Source organism: Aliigemmobacter aestuarii (assembly GCF_004799285.1).
Taxonomy (GTDB): Bacteria; Pseudomonadota; Alphaproteobacteria; order Rhodobacterales; family Rhodobacteraceae; genus Aliigemmobacter; species Aliigemmobacter aestuarii.
On the sequence record NZ_SSND01000001.1, the window covers coordinates 240,173 to 261,600 of the forward strand.

23 protein-coding genes are annotated in these 21,428 nt (G+C 66.4%); 11 read left to right on the forward strand and 12 right to left on the reverse strand.

Translation table 11 applies throughout. From position 1 onward, the window contains the following. Positions 1–127: 127 nt before the first annotated feature. Together dddP and E7811_RS01135 are read left to right on the forward strand one after the other, a co-directional pair. Positions 128–1,468: a dimethylsulfonioproprionate lyase DddP gene (dddP, locus tag E7811_RS01130; RefSeq protein ID WP_136392768.1), complete on the forward strand. Its 1,341-nt coding sequence runs from the start codon at positions 128–130 to the stop codon at positions 1,466–1,468. A gap of 8 nt (positions 1,469–1,476) precedes the next feature. Further along, entirely contained in the window at positions 1,477–1,728 is a 252-nt protein-coding gene (locus E7811_RS01135; protein ID WP_136392769.1) for a putative hemolysin, read from the forward strand. Between the two features lie 10 nt (positions 1,729–1,738). Here the strand turns inward: E7811_RS01135 and E7811_RS01140 are convergent, their stop codons facing one another. After that, positions 1,739–2,083 (reverse strand): hypothetical protein, encoded by a 345-nt coding sequence (locus tag E7811_RS01140; RefSeq protein ID WP_136392770.1) that lies wholly within the window; start codon positions 2,081–2,083, stop codon positions 1,739–1,741. Positions 2,084–2,161: 78 nt separating this feature from the next. On the opposite strand from E7811_RS01140, the gene purB reads away from it, so the two are divergent. The 5 genes from purB (at position 2,162) to E7811_RS01165 (ending at position 7,006) form a co-directional block, all read left to right on the forward strand. Then, entirely contained in the window at positions 2,162–3,466 is a 1,305-nt protein-coding gene (purB, locus tag E7811_RS01145; RefSeq protein WP_136392771.1) for an adenylosuccinate lyase, read from the forward strand. A gap of 122 nt (positions 3,467–3,588) precedes the next feature. Continuing rightward, positions 3,589–3,747: a chitin binding peritrophin-A domain-containing protein gene (locus E7811_RS01150; protein ID WP_136392772.1), complete on the forward strand. Its 159-nt coding sequence runs from the start codon at positions 3,589–3,591 to the stop codon at positions 3,745–3,747. A gap of 66 nt (positions 3,748–3,813) precedes the next feature. Beyond that, on the forward strand, positions 3,814–4,896 hold the full coding sequence (locus E7811_RS01155) for a flagellar motor switch protein FliG (RefSeq protein WP_394345587.1): 1,083 nt from the start codon (positions 3,814–3,816) through the stop codon (positions 4,894–4,896). 308 nt (positions 4,897–5,204) lie between these two features. Continuing rightward, positions 5,205–6,125, forward strand: a complete 921-nt coding sequence (locus tag E7811_RS01160; RefSeq protein WP_246020145.1) for a DMT family transporter — start codon at positions 5,205–5,207, stop codon at positions 6,123–6,125. Then, entirely contained in the window at positions 6,122–7,006 is an 885-nt protein-coding gene (locus E7811_RS01165; protein ID WP_136392773.1) for a lysophospholipid acyltransferase family protein, read from the forward strand. The genes E7811_RS01160 and E7811_RS01165 overlap by 4 nt, the downstream gene beginning before the upstream one ends. Positions 7,007–7,052: 46 nt before the next feature. On the opposite strand, the gene E7811_RS01170 is transcribed toward E7811_RS01165, so the two are convergent. Continuing rightward, entirely contained in the window at positions 7,053–7,757 is a 705-nt protein-coding gene (locus tag E7811_RS01170; RefSeq protein WP_136392774.1) for a DUF1223 domain-containing protein, read from the reverse strand. A 285-nt stretch (positions 7,758–8,042) separates the two neighbouring features. Here E7811_RS01170 and acnA point away from each other — a divergent pair, with 285 nt between their 5' ends. Together acnA and E7811_RS17855 are read left to right on the forward strand one after the other, a co-directional pair. Next, the gene (gene acnA / locus E7811_RS01175; RefSeq protein ID WP_136392775.1) at positions 8,043–10,730 is read left to right on the forward strand and encodes an aconitate hydratase AcnA; all 2,688 of its coding nucleotides are present in this window, start codon (positions 8,043–8,045) and stop codon (positions 10,728–10,730) included. A 184-nt stretch (positions 10,731–10,914) separates the two neighbouring features. Then, on the forward strand, positions 10,915–11,070 hold the full coding sequence (locus tag E7811_RS17855; RefSeq protein ID WP_168732895.1) for a hypothetical protein: 156 nt from the start codon (positions 10,915–10,917) through the stop codon (positions 11,068–11,070). Between the two features lie 19 nt (positions 11,071–11,089). Here the strand turns inward: E7811_RS17855 and E7811_RS01180 are convergent, their stop codons facing one another. From E7811_RS01180 to aguB, 6 genes are read right to left on the reverse strand one after another with little or no spacing between them, the layout of a single operon-like run. Next, positions 11,090–11,620: a DsbE family thiol:disulfide interchange protein gene (locus E7811_RS01180; protein ID WP_136392776.1), complete on the reverse strand. Its 531-nt coding sequence runs from the start codon at positions 11,618–11,620 to the stop codon at positions 11,090–11,092. Further along, the gene (gene ccmD / locus E7811_RS01185; protein ID WP_136392777.1) at positions 11,613–11,774 is read right to left on the reverse strand and encodes a heme exporter protein CcmD; all 162 of its coding nucleotides are present in this window, start codon (positions 11,772–11,774) and stop codon (positions 11,613–11,615) included. Before ccmD ends, E7811_RS01180 begins: the two co-directional genes overlap by 8 nt. Further along, positions 11,771–12,499 carry a heme ABC transporter permease gene (locus E7811_RS01190; RefSeq protein ID WP_168732896.1) on the reverse strand — a complete coding sequence of 243 codons (729 nt, stop codon included), beginning with the start codon at positions 12,497–12,499 and terminating at the stop codon, positions 11,771–11,773. The genes ccmD and E7811_RS01190 overlap by 4 nt, the downstream gene beginning before the upstream one ends. A 53-nt stretch (positions 12,500–12,552) precedes the next feature. Continuing rightward, the gene (ccmB, locus tag E7811_RS01195; protein ID WP_136392779.1) at positions 12,553–13,209 is read right to left on the reverse strand and encodes a heme exporter protein CcmB; all 657 of its coding nucleotides are present in this window, start codon (positions 13,207–13,209) and stop codon (positions 12,553–12,555) included. Next, positions 13,206–13,841, reverse strand: coding sequence for a heme ABC exporter ATP-binding protein CcmA (gene ccmA / locus E7811_RS01200; RefSeq protein WP_136392780.1), 636 nt, complete (start codon positions 13,839–13,841; stop codon positions 13,206–13,208). The genes ccmB and ccmA overlap by 4 nt, the downstream gene beginning before the upstream one ends. A 50-nt stretch (positions 13,842–13,891) precedes the next feature. Beyond that, the gene (gene aguB, locus E7811_RS01205) at positions 13,892–14,770 is read right to left on the reverse strand and encodes an N-carbamoylputrescine amidase (protein ID WP_136392781.1); all 879 of its coding nucleotides are present in this window, start codon (positions 14,768–14,770) and stop codon (positions 13,892–13,894) included. 152 nt (positions 14,771–14,922) lie between these two features. Here aguB and E7811_RS01210 point away from each other — a divergent pair, with 152 nt between their 5' ends. Beyond that, on the forward strand, positions 14,923–15,423 hold the full coding sequence (locus E7811_RS01210; protein ID WP_136392782.1) for a PaaI family thioesterase: 501 nt from the start codon (positions 14,923–14,925) through the stop codon (positions 15,421–15,423). On the opposite strand, the gene E7811_RS01215 is transcribed toward E7811_RS01210, so the two are convergent. The 3 genes from E7811_RS01215 to E7811_RS01225 all read right to left on the reverse strand — a co-directional run bounded on the left by E7811_RS01215 (position 15,404) and on the right by E7811_RS01225 (position 20,061). Then, on the reverse strand, positions 15,404–16,474 hold the full coding sequence (locus E7811_RS01215) for a DUF2235 domain-containing protein (RefSeq protein ID WP_246020146.1): 1,071 nt from the start codon (positions 16,472–16,474) through the stop codon (positions 15,404–15,406). The two genes, E7811_RS01210 and E7811_RS01215, sit on opposite strands and share 20 nt — an antisense overlap. Positions 16,475–16,505: 31 nt before the next feature. Further along, positions 16,506–18,779: a xanthine dehydrogenase family protein molybdopterin-binding subunit gene (locus E7811_RS01220; protein ID WP_136394169.1), complete on the reverse strand. Its 2,274-nt coding sequence runs from the start codon at positions 18,777–18,779 to the stop codon at positions 16,506–16,508. 136 nt (positions 18,780–18,915) lie between these two features. Beyond that, entirely contained in the window at positions 18,916–20,061 is a 1,146-nt protein-coding gene (locus tag E7811_RS01225) for a type III PLP-dependent enzyme (protein ID WP_136392783.1), read from the reverse strand. Between the two features lie 213 nt (positions 20,062–20,274). Between E7811_RS01225 and E7811_RS01230 the strand changes: the two genes are divergently transcribed. Continuing rightward, on the forward strand, positions 20,275–20,706 hold the full coding sequence (locus E7811_RS01230) for an Lrp/AsnC family transcriptional regulator (protein WP_136392784.1): 432 nt from the start codon (positions 20,275–20,277) through the stop codon (positions 20,704–20,706). On the opposite strand, the gene E7811_RS01235 is transcribed toward E7811_RS01230, so the two are convergent. Continuing rightward, positions 20,656–21,375: a winged helix-turn-helix transcriptional regulator gene (locus E7811_RS01235; RefSeq protein WP_136392785.1), complete on the reverse strand. Its 720-nt coding sequence runs from the start codon at positions 21,373–21,375 to the stop codon at positions 20,656–20,658. The two genes, E7811_RS01230 and E7811_RS01235, sit on opposite strands and share 51 nt — an antisense overlap. Positions 21,376–21,428: the final 53 nt, after the last annotated feature.

The window sequence follows — 21,428 nt, forward strand, 5'->3', positions numbered from 1 at the left end:
AATCGCCCCGCCGTCTGTCCGCCCGATCCGCGCGCAAGGTCGCGATTTGCGGCATCGGCTGTCGCTGACGGGCCAGCATCGCGGCGGCGAAGGCGGGACGCTTCGCCCATGCCAGGGGGAGGACCGCATGACTTACGCCGACACGCGCCGCAAGATCGACCCCAGCCGGGGCGACCGCCTCGGCGACGGAACGCCGAACGACAACGACCGGGTCGAGATCGGCCCGACGCAGCTGGCCTTCCGCGAATGGGAGGCCGCAGGCCTTGCCCTGCCCGATCTGGCGCGGATGCGCGAATACCGCTGGCGGCGGCTTGTCCAGTCGCTGGTGGACCGCGACTATGGCGCCATCCTGATGTTCGACCCCCTGAACATCCGTTATGCGACCGACACCACCAACATGCAGCTGTGGAACAGCCACAACCCCTTCCGCGCCTGCATGGTCTGCGCCGACGGGCACATGGTGATGTGGGAATACAAGAATTCGCCCTTCCTCGTCACCTTCAACCCGCTGGTAAAGGAACTGCGCACCGGCGCCTCGTTCTTCTACAACGTCTGCGGCGACAACACCGCCACCGATGCCCGCGCCTTCGCCGCGCAGGTGGCCGAGGTGATGGCCGCCCATGCCGGCGCAAACCGCCGCATCGCGGTGGACAAGATCATGATCCACGGCCTGCGTGCGCTGGAACGGGCCGGCTTCGAGGTGATGGAGGGCGAAGAGCTGACCGAACGCACCCGCGCCATCAAGGGCCCGGACGAGATCCTCGCCATGCGCTGCGCCCATCTGGCCTGCGAAAGCGCCATCGCCGAGATGGAGGCTTTCACCCGCGAGAACGTTCCCAAGGGCGGGATCAGCGAGGATGACATCTGGGCGGAACTGCACAAGGGCAACATCCGGCGCGGCGGGGAATGGATCGAAACCCGCCTGCTCGCTTCCGGCCCGCGGACCAATCCATGGTTTCAGGAATGCGGCCCGCGCATCGTGCAGCCGAACGAGATCGTGGCCTTCGATACCGACCTGATCGGATGCTACGGGATCTGCATCGACATCAGCCGCACATGGTGGGTGGGCGATCAGCGCCCCACCAACGCGATGATCTCGGCGATGAATCACGGACTGGACCATATCCGCGATCATCAGGCCCGCCTGAAGCCCGGCGTCACGATCCGCGAACTGACCTTCGGCGGGCACCAGCTGGACGACCAGTACTGGAAACAGAAATATTCCTGCAAGATGCATGGCGTGGGGCTTTGCGACGAATGGCCATTCGTGCCCTACCCCGACAGCTGGGCCGAAGGCGCGTTCGATGTGGCGCTCGAACCCGGCATGGTCCTGTGTGTGGAGGCATTGGTCAGCCCCGAGGGTGGCGATTTCTCGATCAAGCTGGAAGATCAGGTGCTGATTACCGAAACCGGCTGCCAGAACCTGACGAAATACCCCTTCGATCCGCGCCTGACCGGCGCCGCCTGAGGACGCCGATGCACCACCTGCCCGCCCTTGCCGCGCTGATCCTCTCTGCCGCCTGCACCCCGGCCCCGGCGCCCGAACCGGCGCCCGAACCGGCGCCCGGAGCTTTGCTGTCAGGGGCGAACCCGGCCTCGGTCTTTTGCGAAGAACAGGGCGGAACGCTGGACATCCGGGACGAACCCGGCGGGCAAGTCGGCTACTGCACCCTGCCCGATGGCCGTGTGGTCGAGGAATGGACGCTGTGGCGCGAGGCCAACCCCTGACGCCACGCTGTCAGTTCAGGTCGGTGTAACGGCCGATCCGGACCGCGCCCGATGGGCCAGTGAACCGCAGATCCAGCCCGTTTTCCGACCGGTCCACGACATGGCAATCCCAGTCGGTTTCGGGTGGCCACAGCAGGCAGCATTGCCCTGCCTCGACCCGCCACAGCCCCGCTGCGGATTGCCCGGTCCACATCAGCGTGCGCCCGTCGGCCAGGAAATCCTGAACGCGTCCATCGGGATACTGCACCGCCCGTGACCGAAGCGCCGTCTCGATCCCTGGTCCGTCCAGCCGTTCCCAGCCCCCGGCCCCTGCCGCCAGCGGAAAAAGCGCCAGCAGCCAAACCAATCGTCGCACGCCCGCCTCACCGGCTTGTGTCCTGATGCGACGCAGTCTAAGGGGGGCGCGCCTGTCCTGCAACCGAAAGGCCCGCCCATGATCCCGCGCTATTCCCGCCCCGAGATGGTGGCCCTCTGGTCCCCCGAAACCAAGTTCCGCATCTGGTACGAGATCGAGGCGCATGCCTGCGATGCGCAGGCCGCGCTTGGCGTGATCCCCAAGGCCAATGCCGAAGCCGTCTGGCGCGCGAAGGACGTGACCTTCGACGTCGCGCGGATCGACGAGATCGAGGCGGTGACCAAACACGACGTGATCGCCTTCCTGACCCATCTGGCCGAACACATCGGCGCCGAGGACGCGCGCTTCGTGCATCAGGGCATGACCTCGTCCGACGTGCTGGACACCACGCTGAACATCCAGCTTGTCCGCGCAGCCGACATCCTTCTGGCCGGGATGGACCGGGTCCTGGCGGCGCTGAAGACCCGCGCCTTCGAACACAAGGATACGGTGCGCATCGGGCGCAGCCACGGCATCCACGCCGAACCCACCACGATGGGCCTGACCTTCGCACGCTTCTACGCCGAGATGGACCGCGGCCGCAAACGCCTTGCCGCCGCGCGTGACGAGGTGCGCACCGGCGCGATTTCCGGCGCGGTCGGCACCTTTGCCAACATCGACCCCGCGGTCGAGGAACATGTCTGCAAGATGCTGGGCCTGTTGCCCGAACCGATCAGCACGCAGGTCATTCCGCGCGACCGGCACGCGATGTTCTTCGCCACCCTTGGCGTCATCGCCAGCTCGATCGAGAACATCGCGATCGAGATCCGCCACATGCAGCGCACCGAGGTGCTGGAGGCCGAGGAATACTTCAGCCCCGGGCAGAAGGGCTCCAGCGCGATGCCGCACAAGCGCAATCCCGTGCTGACCGAAAACCTCACGGGCCTTGCCCGCCTTGTCCGCATGGCGGTGATCCCCGCGATGGAGAATGTGGCGCTCTGGCATGAACGCGACATCAGCCATTCCTCGGTCGAACGCGCGATCGGCCCGGATGCGACGATCACGCTGGATTTCGCGCTGCACCGTCTGGCGGGGGTGATCGAGAAACTGGTCGTCTACCCCGACAACATGCTGAAGAACATGAACAAGTTCCGCGGCCTCGTGATGAGCCAGCGGGTGCTTCTGGCGCTGACCCAGGCCGGTGTGAGCCGCGAGGACGCCTATCGCCTTGTGCAGCGGAACGCGATGAAGGTCTGGGAACAGGGCGCGGATTTCAAGACCGAGCTTCTGGCCGACCCGGATGTGACGGCGGCCCTGTCCCCGGCCGAGATCGAGGAAAAATTCGACCTTGGGTATCATACCAAGCATGTCGATACGATCTTCCGCCGCGTCTTCGGGGCCTGAAACGGGCGCCATCACGCCTCCGTGATGGTTTTTCCGGGCATTTCGGGCTGACTTGCGGGTGATTCGTGCTAGCCTTTCCGGATGAGGCGATCGTGACGCCTCGTCCAACAGAGGAGACCTGCATGAAGACCAAGGCCATCCTTGCCGCGCTTGCCCTCGTGATCGCCCCCGTGTCCGGTGTTGCCGCCGGCTGCTCGGGCCATCAGGAAGCCTCCATGTCCTGTGCCGAAGGCTCGGTCTGGAACCCCGAAACCAAGGCCTGCGAACGGACGACAAGCTGACGCTAAAGCCCCGTTAACCCGAACCGCCGATCCTGCCTTCCGTGACAGCGGGAATCGGAGGATCGGGTGCAGAACGGGATTTCCCGGCTTGGTGCCGAACGACAAGGTGCGACGACGGCGACTGGCGGGGGGCGGATCGTTCCCCGCAATCTTCCCCCGGCGGAAAAGGCGGCGGTGATTGTCCGCCTGCTGCTGGCCGAAGGATCATCCCTTCCCCTTTCTGCCCTGCCCGAACACATGCAGGCCGCGCTGACCGAACAGATCGGGCGGATGCGGCTGGTCGATCGCGTGACGCTTGGCGCCGTGGTCGAGGAATTCGTGAACGAACTGGAACAGGTGGGCCTGTCCTTCCCCGGCGGGATCGAGGGCGCGATCTCGATGATGGACGGCCACATCAGCACCACCGCCGCGAACCGCCTGCGCCGTCTGGCCGGGGTGGCCGCGCGATCGGATCCGTGGGACCGGATCGTCCAGATGCCGCCCGAACGCCTGCTGCCGGTTCTGGCCGAGGAAAGCGTGGAGGTCGGGGCGGTCATCCTGTCCAGGCTTCCCGCCGCGAGGTCGGCCGACCTGCTGGCCCGCGTGCCGCCCGACCGGGCGCGCAGCCTTGCGCTGGCCATGTCGCTGACCGGCAATGTCGCCCCCGACACCGTCGCGCGGATCGGGCAGGCCTTGCTTACGCAGCTTGACAACCAGCCCGACCGCGCCTTCGAGGCCGGACCCGTCGAACGGGTGGGGGCAATCCTGAACGTCTCGGCCGCCGCCACCCGGGACGAGGTGCTGCGCGGTCTGGCCGACTCCGATCAGGCCTTCGCCGAACAGGTGCGCCGCGCGATCTTCACCTTCGTCCACATCCCCGCCCGTCTTTCGCCCCGCGACGTGCCCAAGGTGCTGCGGCAGGTGGATCAGGCGGTGCTGGTCACGGCCCTCGCCGCGGCCATGCCCGATGCTGAAGGCGCAGCGGCGGTCGATTTCCTTCTGGCCAACATGTCGCAACGCATGGCCCAGACCCTGCGCGAGGAAATGGCCGAACGCGGCAAGGTGAAGCAGAAGGACGGCGAAGAGGCGATGAATGCGGTGATCGCCGGCATCCGAACGCTTGAAACGTCGGGGGAACTGGCGCTGATCGCCCCCGATGACGAGGGGTAGAGACCGCCGCGCTGAAGGCCCCCAATCCGTCACGCGCGGCTTGGGATGGCCACCGGCTTCGCCCTGCTTGGATGGTCGGACCTTGACAATGGTCCGCTACAAGGCCCGCTTCCTGTGCTGCATCCCGGAACCGCGGCTACGGGGCGCCCGCCGCAGCGGCACGCCGGCCCCTAAGCAGACCTTGGCGCGCGAACCGGCCACGCCGGCAAGGGCGGGCCAAGGCTCCGGCGCCGTGCACGGCCGCCCTGCCCGGTTCCCGGCGCTTTCCCCATTTCCCCGGCCGAACGGCTGCGATAGGGTCCGCAGCCATGACGATGCCCAGCCCCGCCCTTTCCGCCCCCCTGCCCGCCAATGGCCGCGGCATCCTGCTGCTGATCGCGGCGGTTGCGATCTTCACCGCGATGGATGCGCTGGCCAAGGTGCTAATCACCTCGGGCTATCCGGTCCTTCAGGTGGTCTGGGCACGCTATACCGGGCAGACGGTGATCGTGGCGCTGGCGCTGCTGCCACGGCTGACGGTCCTGCTGCGCACCCGGTATCCGAAACTTCAGGCGCTGCGGTCGGTGTTCCAGTTCGGGGCGACGGCGCTGTTTTTCGCCTCGCTTGGCCATATCGGCCTGGCCGAGGCGACGGCCCTGACCGACATCAACCCGATCCTCATCACACTGGGCGCGGCGATCTTCCTGGGCGAAAGGCTGGGGCCGCGCCGGATCTTCGGCGTGGTGCTGGCGATGATCGGCGCGTTGATCGTGATCCGACCGGGCTTTGGCGTCTTCACCCCGGCGGCGCTTCTGCCCCTCGGCTGTGCCGTATGCTACGCGGGCTATGCCATCGCGACACGCTGGGTCGGGCGCGATGAAAGCCCCTGGACCTCGCTGATCTACGCGGCCCTTCTGGGCACGGTCGTCACTTCGGCCGTGCTGCCCTTCGTCTGGCAGGCCCCGGCAGGTGCGGGCGATCTTGCCCTGTTTCTGGTGATCGGGCTGCTTGGCGCGGCGGCACAGTATTTCCTGATCCACGCCTTCACCGTCGCGGAAGCTTCGGCCATTGCGCCCTTTGGCTATGTCGGGCTGATCTTCGCCACTTTCTGGGGGATCGTGTTGTTCGGGGAATACCCGGATGGCTGGACCATCGTCGGGGCGCTTGTGATCGTGGCGGCCGGTGTCTATGTCTGGCACCGAGAGACCATGGCCCACAGGCAGGCACGCCTGTCGCAAGACCGAAAATGACCAAGGACACCCCCGCCTTCCGGCTGGATCACTGGATGCAGGACCGCCTCTTGCGGGCCCTGATCTGGCTGCTTCTGCGCCTGCCCTACCAATGGCGCGTGCCGCTTTGCGGGTGGCTGATGGCGCGCATGATCGCCCCCCTGGCCGGATACCGCGACCGCGTGCGGGCAAACCTTGACCGCATCCTGCCCGACCTGCCCGCGCCCGAAGTGGAACGCCTGTCGCGGGCCGTGCCGGACAATGTCGGCCGCACGATCATCGAGATCTATTCGGGCGCCGAATTCGTGGGCCACGCCACGCGCTTCGCCCCCACGGGGCCAGGGCTTGCGGCGCTTGACAAGGCCCACATGCAGCGCCGCCCGGTGATCCTCGTGACCGGGCATTTCGGCAATTACGACGCAAGCCGCGCCGCGCTGATCGCACGCGGTTACCGGATCGGCGCGCTTTACAAGCCGATGAAGAACCGCTTTTTCAACGCCCATTACATCCGCGCCATCAGCCGGATCGGCACGCCGCTTTTCCCGCGCGGACGCGAAGGCCTGGCCGACATGGTCCGCCACCTGCGCGCGGGCGGGATGCTGGGGCTGCTGATCGACCAGCACATGAACCACGGCGCGCCGCTGACCTTCTTCGGACACGAGGCGATGACCGCGCTTTCCGCCGCCGACCTTGCGCTGAAATACGATGCCATCGTGGTGCCGACCTATGCGATCCGGCGTGCAAACGGTCTGGATTTCGACATCGTGGTCGAGGCGCCCATCCCGCACGGCACACCGGAAGAGATGACCCAGGCGCTGAACGACAGTCTCGAGGCGGTGGTGCGCAAGCACCCCGATCAGTGGTTCTGGATCCACAACCGCTGGAAACCGGGGCGGGCCTGACCTTCTGCCGCCGTGCCGGACGGGGCTGGCGCCGCGCCGCCCGGGGTCAGTCGAGGCGCGCCGCCGCCACGATCTCGGCCGGTCCGGGCCTTTGAAGGATCACGATCACGGGCAGCGCGCCCGCCACCGCCGCTTCCATCGCCAAGGGCGCATCGCCGGGCCATTCACCAAGGCTCTGCCAGTCGGTCACGATGTTGCGATAGGTGACGACGCGGCCCGCATTCTCGCCGCCGCGGATCTCGACCGTCTTTTCGGGCATGTAGCGCACCAGTTGAACGCGCAACGGCTGGCCAAGGGGCGCGGCGCTCGATGCCGCGATCCGCACCGTTTCGCCCGCGCGTTTCAGTTCAAGCGTCACGGGCGAGGTTGCCGCCAGGTGTTCGCCCACCGCCGCCACCACGTCACCGGGCTTGTTGCCCTCGACCCGGTGCAGGCCGCCCACGATCATTTGCGGGGTATAGATCATCCGGTTGCCGACGGCACGCGCATAGGCCTTCTGCCGTTCGGTGAAACTCGCATGGGCGAATTCGTCCTTCCAGCCAAGGTAATCCCAGTAATCCACATGCAGCGCAAGCGGCGCGACCCGGTCATGGGTCGCCAGTTCCGCCAGCAATTCATCCGCCGGAGGACAAGAGGAACAGCCCTGCGAGGTGTAAAGCTCGACCACGACGACCGGCTCGGAATTCTGGGCCGCAACGGCAGAGGCAAAGACGAGCCACAGGCCGCAGGCGGCTTTCACGATATGTCGCATGAACTGGTTCCCGATCCCCATCTGGTATCTCAGGTTCTAGCGAAGCACCCCCTCGCTTGCCAATCAAGGTTTTGAGAGGCGTCGCAACAGTGTTTCCCATCGGTCACGCCCGATGGGATGCAGGGTGCGAATGCGTCAGGCGGGCCTCACCGGAAGGTTCTGAAAACTCCCTCTGGATTTTTGGCATACAATTGCATACAAAGAGCGCAGATTCCCTTGCGCCCCGGGTTTTCATGGGGCAATAGGACGCCATCCACAGCCAACAGCCAGCCGCAGGAGGCCCGCATGACTGTCATCGTCGGACACGACAGCGCGAAGACCCGCAAGACCCTGACCGCAGGCGGTCAGACGGTCGCATATTATTCGATCCCGGCCGCGCAGGCCGCGGGACTTGGTGACTTCTCGCGGCTTCCGGCCGCGCTGAAGGTGGTTCTGGAAAACATGCTGCGCTTCGAGGACGGCAAGACCGTCACCGTCGAGGACATCAAGGCCTTCGCCGAATGGGGCGCGCAGGGCGGCAAGAACCCGCGCGAGATCGCCTATCGCCCGGCCCGCGTGCTGATGCAGGACTTCACCGGCGTTCCCGCCGTGGTGGACCTTGCCGCTATGCGTGACGGCATCATCGGCCTTGGTGGCAACGCGCAGAAGATCAACCCGCTGAACCCGGTCGATCTGGTGATCGACCACTCGGTGATGATCGACGAATTCGGCACCCCGCGCGCCTTCCAGGCCAACGTGGACCGCGAATACGAACGCAACATGGAACGCTACACCTTCCTGAAATGGGGGCAGAAGGCGTTCGACAACTTCCGCGTGGTTCCGCCCGGCACCGGCATCTGCCATCAGGTGAACCTGGAATACCTCGCCCAGACCGTCTGGACCGACAACGACCAGACCGGCGCGGTCGTTGCCTATCCCGATACGCTGGTGGGCACCGACAGCCACACCACGATGGTCAACGGCCTGGCCGTCCTGGGCTGGGGCGTCGGCGGGATCGAGGCCGAGGCCGCGATGCTGGGTCAGCCCGTGTCGATGCTGATCCCCGAGGTCGTGGGCTTCAAGCTGACCGGCCAGATGGTCGAAGGCACCACCGCGACCGACCTTGTGCTGAAGGTCGTGCAGATGCTGCGCAAGCATGGCGTGGTCAACAAGTTCGTCGAATTCTACGGCGAGGGTCTGGATCACCTGCCGCTGGCCGACCGCGCGACGATCGCCAACATGGCGCCCGAATACGGCGCGACCTGCGGCTTCTTCCCGATCGACGATGAAACGCTGCGCTACCTGCGCCAGACCGGCCGCGAGGAATCGCGTATCGCGCTGGTCGAGGCCTATGCCAAGGAAAACGGCATGTGGCGCGGGGCGGACTATGCGCCGATCTACACCTCGACGCTGGAACTGGACATGGGCACGATCGTGCCGGCGATCTCGGGCCCCAAGCGCCCGCAGGATTACCTGCCGCTGACCGATGCGAAAGCCTCGTTCGCCAAGGAGATGGAGGCCACCTTCAAGCGCCCGATGGGCAAGGAAGTGCCGGTCGAGGGCGAAGGCTACACCATGTCCTCGGGCAAGGTGGTGATCGCCTCGATCACCTCCTGCACCAACACCTCGAACCCCTATGTGCTGATCGGCGCGGGCCTTGTGGCGCGCAAGGCGCGTGCGCTTGGCCTGACCCGCAAGCCCTGGGTCAAGACCTCGCTCGCTCCCGGGTCGCAGGTGGTGTCGGAATACCTGAACGCCGCCGGCCTGCAGGAGGATCTGGACGCCATCGGCTTCAACCTCGTGGGTTATGGCTGCACCACCTGCATCGGCAACTCGGGCCCGCTGCAACCGGAAATCTCCAAGGCCATCGCCGAGGGTGATCTGGTGGCGACCTCGGTCCTGTCGGGCAACCGCAACTTCGAGGGCCGTATCTCGCCCGACGTACGGGCGAACTACCTCGCCTCGCCGCCGCTGGTCGTGGCCTATGCCATCGCGGGCGACATGAACATCGACCTGACGACCGAACCGCTGGGAACCTCGAAGGACGGCAAGCTGGTCTATCTCAAGGATATCTGGCCCACCAACAAGGAAATCGCGGACCTCGTCCATCAGGTCGTCACCCGCGAGGCGTTCCAGAAGAAATACGCCGACGTGTTCAAGGGCGACGCCAAGTGGCAGGCGGTGGAAACTACCGACAGCGAAACCTACGACTGGCCGCCGACCTCGACCTATATCCAGAACCCGCCCTATTTCCGCGGCATGGCCAAGGAACCGGGCGTGATCACCAACATCGAGGGCGCCCGCATCCTGGCGCTTCTGGGCGACATGATCACGACCGACCACATCAGCCCGGCAGGGTCGTTCAAGGATACCACCCCGGCCGGCAAGTACCTGATCGAACGCCAGGTCGCGCCCCGCGAATTCAACTCCTACGGGGCCCGTCGCGGCAACCACGAGGTGATGATGCGCGGCACCTTCGCCAACATCCGCATCAAGAACGAGATGCTGGACGGCGTGGAGGGCGGCTACACCCTTGGCCCCGATGGCAAGCAGACCTCGATCTTCGAGGCGGCGATGGCCTGGCAGGGTCTGGGCGTGCCGCAGATCGTGATCGGTGGCATCGAATACGGCGCCGGTTCGTCGCGTGACTGGGCGGCCAAGGGCACGGCCCTTCTGGGCGTCAAGGCGGTCATCGCGGAATCCTTCGAACGCATCCACCGCTCGAACCTCGTCGGCATGGGCGTGATCCCCTTCGAATTCACCGAAGGCCAGAACCGCAAGTCGCTGGGTCTGAAGGGTGACGAGGTGATCACCATCGAAGGTCTGGAAGGCGATCTGAAGCCGCTCAGCCTTGTGCCCTGCCACATCAAATATGCCGATGGCTCGGTCAAGACGATTCAGCTCAAGTGCCGGATCGATACCGAGATCGAGATCGAATACGTCGAACACGGCGGCGTGCTGCAATACGTGCTGCGCGATCTGGCCAGCGCCTGATCGGCCTCTGGCGACGCATGACATCGAAAGGCCCGCCCGCAACGGCGGGCCTTTTCGTTTCCCCGGGATCGTCACCCGCCGCAGGCCCCCGCCGACAGCCTTCGCCCCGATGGTCCGCATTATGTTCCCGTTAAGTTCTTGCCCCTAGCCTGACCCTGCCCCACTTGCAGAAGGCGAGTCGATCATGTCACGGCGTTTTCCCCCGCTGGCCCCGCAGGAAGACCTGTTCGTCCATCCCCGCCGCGCGCCCATGCGCCCGGTTCCGCCGGTTCCGGCGACCGAGGTCTGGCTGGCCCTTGCAGCGGCCCTGACACTGGGCCTTGCGATCATGGGGGGATAGAACGCGCGCGCGGCGCGGATCAGTTTCCGGCGGCCTTTTCCATCGCCGGGCGGATGCTGCGTTCCAGTTCCTGTTCGGTGATCGGCCCGGCAAAGCGCAGCACGATCTGCCCGTCGCCGTCGATCACATAGGTTTCCGGCACGCCATAGACCCCCCAGTTCAGCGCCATCCGGCCCTGATCGGCGCCCATCGTGGCATAGGGGTTGCCGAGTTCGGCCAGAAAACCCAGGGCATTGGCCGGTTCGTCCTTGTAGTTGATGCCGTGGATCACCACCCCCTCGTCCTTCAGACGCTCCAGCAGCGGATGTTCCGCCCGGCAGGGCCCGCACCACGAGGCCCAGAAGTTCACCAGCTTCACGCCGGGCTCCCGCAGCAGCGCATCGGTCGTCACCGGCGCATCGCCGAGGGCCACCACCTGCACCGCGGGCGCTTCCTTGCCCGTCAACGCGGAAGGCAGCTCGTTCGGGTTGTCCCGGTTCATGCCGATATAGAACATGACCGCCAGCACACCGAAGACGGCCGGCGGGATGAACATCAAGGGTTTAGCCATTCGTCTTGCCCTGCCGTTCCTCGATTTCCTTCAAGGCGCGTTTCACCCGCGCCGATCTCCACAGCGACAGCGCCACAAGCGCGCCGATCAGCAGGATCGACGCCGCATAGGACGACAGCACCGCGCCCGCGTATTTGCCCAGATCGGGGATCATGCCAATTTCTCCCGTGCCTGAAGCGCCTGGATGCGACGCGCGCGGATCTCGGTCCGCGTCCGCAACAGGACCAGCGTGACGAACAGCAGGACAAACCCCGCGATGCAGATCAGCAGCGGGAACCAGTAGACGTCCGACACGTTTTCTTCCTTGTCGAGCGACAGCGATGCGCCCTGATGCAGGCCCTGGTTCCAGAAGTTCACCGCATAGCGGCTAAGGATCGCGAAGACCGATCCGACCATGCACAGGACGGAGGTCAGGTCGGCCGCGGTGTCGGGGTTCTCGATCGCTTCCCACAGCGCCATGTAACCCAGGTAGAACAGGAACAGGATCAGGAACGAGGTCAGCCGCGGGTCCCATTCCCACCAGGTGCCCCACATCGGCTGCCCCCAGATCGCACCCGTGACCAGCGCGATCAGCGTGAAGGTCATTCCGATCGGCGCCGCGGCCTTGGCGGCAAGGGCCGAAACATGGTGGCGCCGCACGATCCAGATCAGCGAAGTGACCAGCATCATCACCCAGGCGTTGATCGCCATCATCGCGGCGGGCACATGCAGGTAGATGATCTTGACGGTCGATCCCTGCTTGTAGTCGTCGGGCGTGAAGAAGAATCCCCAGACCAGCCCGCCCAGCAGGCACAGCACCGACAGCACCGTGACCCATGGCAGGGCCCAGGCCGAAGTCTGCATGAACTTCTTGGGGTTGGCATATTCCCAGATAGACATGGCGATGGCTTACGTCCTTCCTTGGTCCGGCTCAACTCACTATCACGTTTTTCCTAGCGCAGATTGATGCGGATTGCCGCAGCAGAGGCAAAGGGCAAAAGCGCCGCCGCCCCCGCCGTGATCCCCGCCAGCAGCAAAAGCGGCGTCGCGATGGCCATGCCCTCGGCCCCGCGCTTGACCACCTCGGCGCCGAAGATCAGCGTGGGCACATAAAGCGGCAGCACCAGAAGCGACAGCAGCAGCCCGCCGCGCTTCAGCCCCACGGTCAGGGCCGCACCGAAGGTACCGATCACCGACAGCGCGGGCGTGCCCAGGGCGAGCGACACGACCAGCCAAAGATAGCCGCCCTCGGGCAGATGCAAAAGCACGGCCAGAACCGGCGCGATCAGCGTCAGCGGCAGGCCCGTCACGATCCAGTGCGCGGCGGACTTGACCGCCACCACGCCTTCCAGCGGGATCGGCGCGGTGGCCAGAAGGTCCAGCGAGCCATCCTCGAAATCCAGCGCGAAGACCCGATCAAGCGACAGAAGGCAGGCCAGCAGCGCGCCGACCCACAGGATGCCCGGCGCGATCTTGGCCAGCGTCGCGCCCTCCGGTCCCACCCCCAGCGGCACCAGCACCGTCACCAGCAGGAAAAACGCCAGCCCGAGGCCAAAGCCCCCGCCCGCGCGCATCGCAAGCCGCAAATCCCGGACCAGAAGCGCGATCATGCGAAAGCCTCGTCAAAGGCCGAAAGCGCCCCGCCCTCGGACGGGCTGCGCGCCCGGAAGGGGCCAAGATCCAGCACCTCGGCCTCGTCGAGCCCAAGGTCGATATGGGTTGCAATCAGCGCCGCGCCGCCCTCGGCCAGATGACGGCGCACCACGCCCGCGAACAGGCGCACCGACTCTGCATCCAGCGACACGGTGGGTTCGTCCAGCACCCAAAGTGGCCGCCCCGTCACCAGAAGCCGCGCCAGACCCAGCCGCCGCTTCTGCCCGGCCGACAGGTTCGCCGCCTGGCGGTCGCGCAGGATGCCGAGGTTCATGCCGGTAATCGCGGCCTCGACCGCGTCGGGTCCGGTGCCATAGACCGAGGCCCAGAACGAAAGGTTCTCGGTCACGGTCAGCGTGGCCTTCAACCCGTCGGAATGGGCGGCATAGGCGATGCTTTCAGGCGGCAAGCCGATTTCGCCCGCGACGGCCGGTTGCAGGCCCGCGATGGTGCGCAGCATCGTCGTCTTGCCGATGCCGTTCGGGCCGCGCAGGACAAGCGCCCGCCCGCCCCGCAGGGCAAAGCCGACACCTTCCAGCACCGTGATGCCGCCGCGCGCGCAGGCCAGACCGTGAACCGTCATTTCCATGCGCCTGCCCTATCGCAATTGCGCACGGGCGGAAAGGGGGCGGACCCGCGTCACGACCGCACGCGCCCGTCCAGTGTCTGCACGGCGGCATAGCATCCGGGCCGCCGGTCGCGGAACAGGCCCCAGGTGGCGCGCTGCGCCGCGATCTCGTCCAGATCGACAGTGGCGGCGATCACCGCCACCCCCTCGCGCGGGGCCTTGGCCAGCAGCTGCCCGGTCTGGTCGGCGATGAAGGACGACCCGTAGAACGTGACCTCGGTGCCTTCGGGCGCCACCTCGCGCCCGACCCGGTTCGAGGCGATCACCGGCAGGATGTTGGCGGCGGCATGGCCGCGCATCACCATTTCCCAATGCGGCTGGCTGTCATAGCCCGGCGCAGGCGGTTCGGACCCGATCGCCGTCGGATAAAGCAGCATCTCTGCCCCCTGAAGCGCCATCGCCCGCGCGGCTTCGGGGAACCACTGGTCCCAGCAGATGCCGACGCCGATCCGCCCCATCGCCGTCTGCCAGACCCTGAACCCGGTATCGCCGGGCGAGAAATAGTATTTCTCCTCGTATCCCGGCCCCTGCGGGATATGCGTCTTGCGATAGTTGCCGAGGATCCGGCCATCGGCATCGACCATCGCGACCGAGTTGAAATGCGCCTGACCGGCCTTTTCGAAATAGGACACCGGCAGCACGACGCCCAGTTCCCGCGCCAGGTCGGCAAAGCGCGCGATCAGGGGGTGCCCCTCCATCGGTGCGGCATGGGCGAAATACTCGGGCCGTTCGGTGATGCAGAAATAGGGCGTGGCGAAAAGCTCCTGGATCAGGATCACGCCCGCGCCTTGGGCTGCCGCCTGCCGCACCAGCGCCTCGGCCCAGTCGGCATTGGCACGAAGGTCCCATGAACAGGCGAATTGTGTGGCCGCGACCGTAACCTTGCGCATGGCTTCTGCCTTTCCCGTCCGGCTGCCCCTTTGGCGGCCCGTCGGGCGACAGATTGCCCCGGCGGCGGGCGAAGGAAAAGCCCCAAGGTCGGGTTTCCGCCCCTCGACAGCAGCCTGCGTGGCGGCCATGAAGGCGACAAGGAGACCAGACCATGCCCGATACCCCGTCCGCCGTCTTTTCCGCCACCTGCCCCGCGGATATCCCCCCGCCCGAGGTCTTTCGCGCCCGGTCGGGCCTTGACTACATGAAGGGCGTACTGGAAGGCCGCTTTCCGATGCCGCGGCTGGTGGCCGACATGGGCATGGTCTTTACCGCGATCGAGGATCACCGCGCCACCCTGCGCGGGGCGGCGGCCTTCGGGCACACCAACCTGTTCGGCGGCGTGCATGGCGGCTGGTATGGCACGATCATGGATACCGCGATGGGATGCGCGGTGATGACGGTGGTGCCGCAGGGCAAGTGGCAGACGACGCTTGAATACAAGGTCAACATCATGCGCGCCGTCCGGATAGGAACCGAGGTGGAGGTGACCGGCATCGTTGACCATGCCGGCCAGACGACCGCCGTCGCCAGGGCCGAGGTGCGCGGCGCCGAGGACGGACGGCTTTACGCCACCGCCAGCACGACCTGCCTCATTCTGGACTGGCGTTGAGGAATTCCACGGGCCGCGCGGTTCCTGCCGCCTCGCCCGGCCGGAACCGCCGCCAGGCCCAGTGCGCGCCCGGCACGGTGGGGTGGATGCGTTCGGACCGGTCGCGCCCGATCCGTCGCCGCCCACGCCAGATGAACAGCGCGCCATAGCCCGACCATGTGCCAATCATCGGCGCGGCCGGGTCCACAGGAAACCGGTCGCGCCAGCCTTCGGGCAGCGCCAGCGCGCAGCCCTCTGCCCGCTCCAGCATCCAGACCAGGGGGATGTTGGCCAGGGGCCGCGCGCCTTCCAGCCCGCCCAGTTGCCCGCCCACATCGCCATGCCCGCCCCGGAACCAGACCTGTTCGACATTGCCCTGCCAGTCCTCGGGACAGGACCACAGCACCGGTTCGAAAACGGTGCGCGTTTCATCCAGCGCAAGCGCATGAAACCCGTGCCGGATCGACCGGCCAAGGTGGTGATTGTGGAACGCATGCCGCGACTGCGTCAGCAGCCACAGGCCCGGCACCCGCAGCCCAAGGGCCTTCACCGTATCCCAGACGCCCACCATCTCGACCGGGGCTTCGGCGTGGCAATGGCCTGCGGCAAAGGCGCGGGCGGCCGGGCTGTCGGGCCCGTGCTGGTAATGGCGGTAGATCATCGTGACGTTGCGTTCGGTGGCGCACTCGGCGCGCAACAGCCCAACCCGGTCGATCACCCCGGCCAGCGATCGCACCGCATAGGCCCCGCGCGAATAGCCGAACAGAAAGATCCGGTCACCCTCGCGGTAATGGCTGGCAAGCCAGCCATAGGCGCGGCGGATCTGGCGGTTGATGCCGCGCCCCTGCGCCACGTCCATTGCCCGCCGCCATCCCTCCCACTGGATGCCCGGTTCATAGTAAAGCCGCAGCCGTGCGCCATGCGCCTCGCACAGAAGGCGGAAGGTGCGGCCCGCGTTTGTCTCAAGCCCCGGATCGAGCGAGGACATCGTGCCATCCAGCACGATCACATGATCGACCCGGCCCCGCGCCACCCCGGCGGGCGTGTCCTCCTGCGTCTCGGTGGTCGCCACCGGATGGCGGTGCCACCAGCGCCTGATGCGGTCAATCCACGACAGCGCCGGCCTCCTTCAGGGCCCGCCAGACGCGGGCGGGGCTAAAGGGCATGTCGATCCAGCCGACACCCGCCGTTGCCAGGGCATCGCGCACCGCGTTGGCCACCGCGGCAATTCCGGCAACGGTGCCCGCCTCGCCGCACCCCTTCATGCCAAGGGGGTTGTAGATCGAGGGCGTGGGTTCTGTGGAAAAACGGATCATCGGCAGATCATCGGCACGCGGCATCGCGTAATCCATAAAACTTGCCGTGAGCAGTTGACCCGTCTCGTCGTAATGCGCGGCCTCCGTCACGGCCTGGCCAAAGCCCTGCGCAATCCCGCCATGGACCTGGCCGATGGCCAGTTGCGGGTTGATCAGCGTGCCGAAATCATCGGTGACGGTGTAGCGGTCCAGCGTGACCTTGCCGGTTTCGGGATCGACCTCGACCTCGGCCAGATGCGCGCCGTTCGGGAAGGACCGCGCCTCAAGCGTGATCGTGCGGCTGTGATCCAGCAGGTCGTCCCTGCCCCGGTCCCGCGCCAGCTCCGCCGCCTCGATCATGGTCAGACGCAGGTTTCGGCCCGGCGCGCCGAAGATGCCATCGTCGAAGCCGACCGGCTCGCCCAGTTCGTCCGACAGGAAGGCGGTGAAGGCGTCGATCATCGCATCGGCCGTGGCCCAGATCGCCGTGCCCTGCACCGTGACCGACCGCGACCCGCCTGTGCCGCCGCCCGTCGCGATGCGATCGCTGTCGCCCTGGACCAGCGTGATCACATCGACCGGGATGCCCGTGCGTTCCGACAGCATCCGGGGAAAGACCGTTTCGTGCCCCTGTCCGTTCGATTGCGTCCCGACATGAAGGTTCACGCCGTCGGAGGTGAACTCAACCCGCGTGGTTTCGGCCGGGTCGCCCAGGATGGATTCGATGTAGACGGCCAGCCCCATGCCCCTGAGCCGCCCCGCCGCACGCGACCGGGCGACGCGCGCCGGATAATCCGAAATCTCCGCTTCGTCCCGCAACCTGTTCATCACGCGCGGAAAATCACCGACATCTACCGTCGTCCCGTTGACCATCCGATACGGGAAATCGCGCATCACGTTCTTCAGCCGCAGCGCGAAGGGATCGACGCCAAGCGCGCGCGCGGCCTCGTCCATCGTGCGTTCGATGGTAAAGATCGCCTCGGGCCGGCCCGCGCCGCGATAGGCATCCACCGGGCAGGTGTTGGTATAGACGCCGCGCGCGCCAAGAAAGGCGGTCTGGATGTCATAGACGCCGGTCAACACCTTGGAAAACAGCTCCGACTGGATGGGTTGACCGAATTGCGAGTTGTAGGCGCCAAGGTTTGACACAAGGTTGACGCGATAGGCGGTGATCCGGTGGTCGGCGTCGAACCCCAGCTCCGATACCGTGACCAGATCGCGCCCGGCATTGTCCGACAGCATCGATTCCGTGCGATCCGCCATCCAGCGCACCGGACGGCCCAGAAGCCGCGCCGCCTGGGCCACGACCACATATTCGGGATAGGTCATCGCCTTCATCCCGAAGCCGCCGCCCACATCCGGATTGGTCACCCGCACCGCATCGGGCGGCAGCGCCAGCATCCGCGCCAGTTCACCCTTCTGGACCCAGACGCCCTGCCCGTTGAAGGCGAAATGCAGCCGCGCCCCATCCCATTCGGCGAAACAGCCGCGCGGCTCCATCGCGTTCACGATGATCCGGTTGTGCCGCAGTTCCACACGCACGCGATGCGCCGAGGCCGCCAGCGCCGCCTCGACGGCGGCATCGTCCCCAAGGGCAAAATCATACGCCAGGTTGTTCGGCGCCGTCGCGTGGATCTCGGGCGCGCCCGGCGCAAGATCCAGCGCGACCGGCAATTCGGTGTAGTCGAGTTCGACAAGCTCCATCGCGTCCAGCGCCTGGTCGCGCGTTTCGGCGATGATGCAGACGACCGGCTCGCCCACGAAACGCAAGGCGCCCCTGGCCAGCACCGGGCGTTCCGGGGCCGCGCCGCGGGTGCCGTCGCGGTTGGGAACCCGCGCGCCCTTCATGCCCGGGGTCACGCCCACCATCCCCGGCGCGCCCGCCCAAAGCACCTCATGCACCCCCGCAGCCATTCGCGCCGCCGATACGTCGATGCGGTCGATCGTGGCATGAGCAACGGGGCTGCGCAGGAAGACGGCATGCAGCGCGCCTTCGGGCGCGATGTCGTCGATGTACCGGCCCTGCCCGGTCAGGAAGCGCCGATCCTCGATCCGCCCCTGCGCCTGCCCGAATTTCTGCATGTCCATCCCCCGGCCCCCGGCTTTCCGCCCGGAATGGTAAACGCCCGGCCGGATATGTCCAGCCGGGCGCCAGGGATGTTCCGGTCTTCAACCTGATCCAAATACCCCCATCCCCCGCCGGGGCCAGGCGATGCCGTCAGAGGCTCAGCGACAGGACCGTGGCGACAGTCAGTTCGCCGAACCCGTTGAAGCGGGTGTTGGTGGCCAGCGAATAGGCCCCCATGCCGTGGAAGACTACGAAATCGCCCTCGGCGATGTCCTCGGCCAGCATCACGTCGCCGGGGATGCGGTCCACCGAATCGCAGGTCGGGCCAAAGACGATCCGCGGGGTCGCCTCGGCCTGGCGCTTCACGCCTTCGGGCGTCGTCACCTCGATCCGGTCGATCGGCCCGATCAGCGGCAGTTCGGCCAGCGCGCCATAGACCCCGTCATTGAGGAACACATGCGCGCCGTCCCGCACTGCCTTGACGCGGGCAGCATGGGTGAAGGCATCGCCCACGATGCCCCGGCCCGGCTCGCAGACCAGCATCGGGCGATCCTCGCCGAAGGCTTCGTCGGTCACGCGGTCGATCAGGTCAAAGGTTTCCTCGATCTGCGGCAGCACGCCGTGCAGGCGGTGATTGGGGAAACCGCCGCCCACGTTCAGCCGGGCAATCGTCACGCCCGCCGCGCGGGCGATATCGGCGGCAGCGCGGATGTAGGATTCCCAGGCGTGCGGGTCGGTGCACTGGGTGCCCGGATGGAAGGTCAGCGAAGGGATGAAGCCCGCCGCGGCGACGGTCTTCAGCAGCTCCGCCGACAGTTCCACCGTCGCCCCGAACTTGGCACCGAAGTTGTAGGCCGCGCCCGCCACCGGCAGCTTGAAGCGCACGCTGATCTCGCAGCCCTCGGCGGGCACCATCTCGATCAGCTTGGCCAGTTCGCTGGCGCTGTCGACCGAATAGGATTTCACGCCCATCTCGACCGCCACGGCGATCTCGGCGCGGCTGCGCACGGGGTTGTTGTAATGCATCGCCGCATCCGGGGCGATCCGGCGGATCAGGCGCATCTCGTTCGGGCTGGCCACGTCAAAGCCGCGCACGCCCGCCGCCGACAGGTTCTCGATCACCACATCGGCCGGGTTGGTCTTGACCGCATAGGTCACCATGCCGGGAAAGCCGTCGATGAACCGGCGCGCCGCCGCCTGAAGCGCGGCGGGCGAGAAGAACAGCACGGGGTTTTCCGGCTGCACGGTACGAAGATATTCTGAAGGGTTGGTCCAGATCGTTTTCGACAGTCCCATCGGCGCATCCTTTCTGCCAACAAGACGCAAGAAGCCAGCCCGCATCATTGCGGGAGTGCGGCACCTGCGCGGTCGTTACAACCAGGCCAGGTGCGTATGAGCCGCCCTTTTCCTGAAATTCGGGACCCGCGATATGGGGCACAACCTTACCGATGAAAACTGTATATTTGCAGTGATTGGCTGTTATAATGCCGAAAAAAGGATACAAAGTGAATGGATGAACTGGATCGCAACATTCTCGCGCTTCTGGGGGCGGATGCGCGGATGTCGGTGGCAACCCTCGCGCGGCGGCTGAAGGTGGCAAGGTCCACCGTGCAGGCCCGGCTCGAACGGCTCGAATCGACCGGCGTGATCGCGGGATACACCCTGAAACTGGGCGAGGCGGCGCGCCAGGGCCGGTTGCGGGCGAGCGTGCTTCTGACGATCGAACCGCGCGCGCAGGCGGGTATCCTGACACGGCTGAAGTCGATTTCCGAGGTCGAAAAGGTGTTCACCACCTCGGGCCGGTTCGACCTGCTTTTGCAGATCGCCGCGCCGAACACGCAGGTTCTGGACCAGGTGCTGGACCAGATCGGCGCGCTGACCGGCGTCAACTCATCCGAAAGCCTCATCCATCTGTCCACCCGGATCGACCGCGCGATCTGAGACCGCAGGCGGGGGCCGCAGGGCGAACAGATCGACGAATCGCTGCCCCTCTTCGGGGTTGCCCTCGAAGCCGATCATCCCTGCCGCCACCAGGTCAGCCAGCGGCGCGGGCCCGTAGACGGCGCGCGCCATCTGGCAGGGCGTGCCGGCGAACCGCAAGGGCGCGCGCTCGGCCCGTTCGCGCCGCACCTCGTAGGCGCCAGGCGCGGTGCGGATGGTGAAACCCTCTGCCCCAAGGCGCACCGTCACCAGATGCCTCCCGGCCCTGTCCCGCGCGCAAAGCGCCCGCATCGACAGCATCAGCGCGGTCGGGCTGATGTGTTTCGACGGATCATGCCCCGGCTGGCCCACCCCCCAAAGGCACAGCGCCTTCAGCACCGGCCAAAGCCCCTGCCCCGCACGGGTCAGCCCATAGACCGTGGCTCGCGCGTCTTCGGGCAGCGTGGTTCGGTCCACCAGCCCCGCCTGTTCCATCTCGTCCAGCCGCTGGGTCAGGACATTCGCGCTGATCCCCGGCAGACCGGCCCGGATGGCCGAGAACCGGCGCGGCCCGAGCATCAGTTCACGCGCCACCAGCAGCGCCCAACGATCCCCGATCAGATCCAGGGCATGGGCCGCGATACAGCCTTCGTCATAGCTCTTGCGACTGCCCTTCGCCAACGCCGGCATCTTTTCAGTTGTTTTTTCTAACCTATCGCGCAACGCTTCCCGCATCAAGCGAA